A 3390-nucleotide genomic window follows, 5' to 3' on the forward strand; every position below is an offset into this window, starting at 1 on the left:
GTCATATCGACACCGACCACATGACCTGTACGTCCGACCAATTGTGCTAATGCATAGACATCGCGACCTGAACCGCAGCCCAAATCTAGGATACGACAGCCTTCAAGTAGCGCGGGGCAGACTAGTCCACAACCATAATATCGACTTAAAACCTCGTCGTGAATATTCGCTAACAAAGGCTTCAACCAACTTGGCATATTGCTCACATCACAGCATGCTGACGTTTTTAAATCCTCGGTACTTTGTAGCTGCTTACCATAATAATCTTGAACGACCTCATGCATAATACTTTCCTTGTTAATAATAAAATGGCTTAAGCAATCTTATAAATGTCATTCTAAAGATAAAAAGCATTGGTCGCATTTGAAGAACCAGCTAATCAATAACCTATTTTTTCAAGCCAGCCTACCGGCAGATATTTCAAATCTGCAGGCGCATCAATGTCGTGCAATGGGTCTAGTAATGACAGCGTCCAACCCAATGTTGCGATACGTTGTCGAGTCACTGCTGCTACGCTGGCAGTACTCCACTCGATATCCGAAAATAAGCTGGCATCAGCTTGCTTAAACCCTAAGAGCACGTAACCACCATCTGAAGCAGGAATCATGACCGTATCAGACTGCTCCAAATGCTGTACTGCATCTTGAATACGTAATGGCGTTAAACTTGGACAATCAGTACCAATCAATACTACCTGTTTAAATTTGTCTAAACCTTTCTGGCTGGCAGCTAACATGCGTAACCCTAAGTCATCATTTGCTTGCGATGACCACTGCAATGACTCGGGTAAATGAAGCGTTTGCCAGCACGGATTATTTGGCGCTGGACTCACGCACAGCTCGACACTCAATCCGGTCGCTAGTGCCTGCTCAACACTATGCAACAACAGCTGTTTTGCCATAAGCGATGCACCTTCAAGACCAAGTGCAGGTTGCAAACGTGTTTTTGCCATGCCGCGAGCGGGGAACTTGGCAAAAATAATAATGAGTGTATCTTTTGACATAAATGTTTGAATTTTTATTATTACAAGTTTAAATGATTTGAGCGCACTCTAGGACTCTTTACGGCTCAAAGGACAACCAATAGCTACTAAGTCTTATAATAACGCTGCTTAATATTATCAGCAGAGACACCGCGCCAGTAATCAAAACGCAGACGCCACATTAAACCTATCGTGCGCCAAGTGCCATACTGCTGCCAGCGCCGCGCCGAAGTTATCACCTTGCTTTGTAGACAAGCCGGCTTACCAATAGCTTTAAGACGTTTGCAAAGCTCAATATCTTCCATAAGCGCCTGCTGAGGATAACCACCTAGCTGCTCAAAAAGTATTTTTTTGATAAATATCGCTTGATCACCCGTTGCAATCCCGCTCAATCTGGAACGCCAATTCATCATCTGGCTGACTACCTTAAGCATCCATGCAGGATTGTCTAAACGTACATCAAAACGTCCCCACTCTGCTCGCCTGACGGCTAATGTAATATCAGTAATAGCGTGATTCGGCAGCTGTGTATCAGCATGCAAAAATAACAACACATCACCCGTTGCTAGCTCAGCACCTGCATTCATTTGCATCGCACGTCCAGCGGCGGACTCTATTATTTGCCAATCACCAGCCTGCCAGTTGATAGACGATTGACTGCTATCTATCAAATCTTTAATCAGTTTCTTAGCGATGGCAACTGAGCTATCTGTTGAACCGCCATCGACCAATATGACTTCATAAGGTGCTGGATTCAGATAAGCCAGATGACCAATCAATCGCGGCAAATTATCCGCTTCATTTAATACTGGTACTACGATAGATAGTTTGATTGGCACAGCAGTCATTTTTATTAACGCCCAATTTATTTTTTATTTAAGCGCCAATCATAATTGGTGTAACTGACTTTTATTTTACCCTGCTCTAATGCCTTCACTTGAGCGCTATTCATTCCTAAGGCTTGACTATAACGTCCCAAAAATCCTGCAACATCATTAGTACCGCGCCAGCCCATCGTAAAATCTTCTTTATACCATTTAAAGATTGGCGATATCTCAAGCGTATTGCCCTTCAAGCGATTACGACTACTATCTGCCAAAAACTTACTGGTCACTTGCTCTAACTGCTTCTCTAAGCGCTTTCCAGTAAACGCATCGTCTAGGAGCGCAGGACAGCCAATGCTCGCGCAATTAACCGCAAAGTGAATACGTGGGTCGTTGTAACGCTTGGAGCCGCGAATCAGATTGTGTTCAATATCATCCAGCGAGCGCGTTTTACCCAACAGTGGAATGAAACTCTGCTTCCAAGGTGAGCTTAATACGGATCCAATATCTTTAATTGACTTGATATTTGGATATTTGGTGAGCACCAATTCTACCGTACCTGCGTTATAGACATTAATTAAAAATGCTAGCTGCTCATCTTTATTCCAACGATTAAATTCAGACTGATTCACCTTACTAGTGGCAGCCATATAGCGATCTAATTTACTTTTATCCGACTGCATGCCAGCATAATCCACTACTGACGCCTTGCCAGCATTGGTCATGGTCACATGTTTGTCTAGCAACGCATCCCAGCTACTGTGATTAAAATCCGCATAGGCGGCTGCGCTTGATAACAAGATAGCGGTGGCAATAGTCGTCTTGACTATTAAGTTATTGAATAACGACATGGTATTCACTCTGCTTAGATAAATAGGTTTTTGCCTATGCTAATTTTACTTGTTCCAGTTTTATCTAATCTATTCTCATATACTTTAATAAAGCTATATAGCTGACTCTTCTAAAATACCGCCGCAGCTACTGCCCTGTCCTGCCGTACAACCATAGCAATGATCCGCAATGGCAATATCATCACCAGCAGGATTTTGCGTCAATAGATCTCTTAGATGGCGACGGAATTTATTTGGCACTGGAATCTCTAATTGCTGGTTAAAATCACAATCAAACAGCTCCCCAAGCCAATTTACACTGATAGTCGAGCGACACATCACTTCGGTTAAATTGGAGGCCACATAATTGGCTTTGAGTAAATCCATATAGGGATGGAACTGTTTTTTAGCCAATAGCACCGCACCAAAGCACTGAATAGGCATATTGGTTAAGGCAAATAGCTGATTAAACTCAATATCGAAATGCATTTTCAACTCACGCTTATAGTCAGCTTCAAGCTGCTGCTGATTGGGCGGTAGCGTCGCCCCCTGCGGGTTATACACAAGATTTAACGTTAAATTCGAACCCGGTTTACCATAACCTAAGGCATTAAGCTTATGCAATCCTAAGATACTGTCATTAAATGCGCCTTTGCCGCGTTGCTTGTCTACATTTTCTAATGAGTAACAAGGAAGTGAGGCGACAACCTCAACCTCATTGTCCGCCAAGAACTGCGCCATATCTTCATAACCT

General features: G+C 43.0%; 5 protein-coding genes. All 5 read right to left on the reverse strand.

Annotated elements, in window-relative coordinates; translation table 11 throughout:
* On the reverse strand, positions 1-284 hold a 284-nt coding region (locus VLN09_RS09020), incomplete at its 3' end, for a methyltransferase domain-containing protein (protein ID WP_325245767.1).
* A 95-nt stretch (positions 285-379) separates the two neighbouring features.
* The gene (locus VLN09_RS09025) at positions 380-1003 is read right to left on the reverse strand and encodes a TIGR04282 family arsenosugar biosynthesis glycosyltransferase (protein ID WP_325245769.1); all 624 of its coding nucleotides are present in this window, start codon (positions 1001-1003) and stop codon (positions 380-382) included.
* An 86-nt stretch (positions 1004-1089) separates the two neighbouring features.
* Complete coding sequence (locus VLN09_RS09030; protein WP_325245771.1) at positions 1090-1830, reverse strand: TIGR04283 family arsenosugar biosynthesis glycosyltransferase; 741 nt, start codon at positions 1828-1830, stop codon at positions 1090-1092.
* 17 nt (positions 1831-1847) lie between these two features.
* Positions 1848-2657: a DUF547 domain-containing protein gene (locus VLN09_RS09035; RefSeq protein ID WP_325245773.1), complete on the reverse strand. Its 810-nt coding sequence runs from the start codon at positions 2655-2657 to the stop codon at positions 1848-1850.
* Between the two features lie 93 nt (positions 2658-2750).
* Positions 2751-3390, reverse strand: a 640-nt coding sequence (gene arsS / locus VLN09_RS09040; protein ID WP_325245775.1) for an arsenosugar biosynthesis radical SAM (seleno)protein ArsS, incomplete at its 5' end; no start/stop codon positions are given.

This window comes from Psychrobacter sp., from assembly GCF_035469765.1.
Lineage (GTDB): Bacteria > Pseudomonadota > Gammaproteobacteria > Pseudomonadales > Moraxellaceae > Psychrobacter.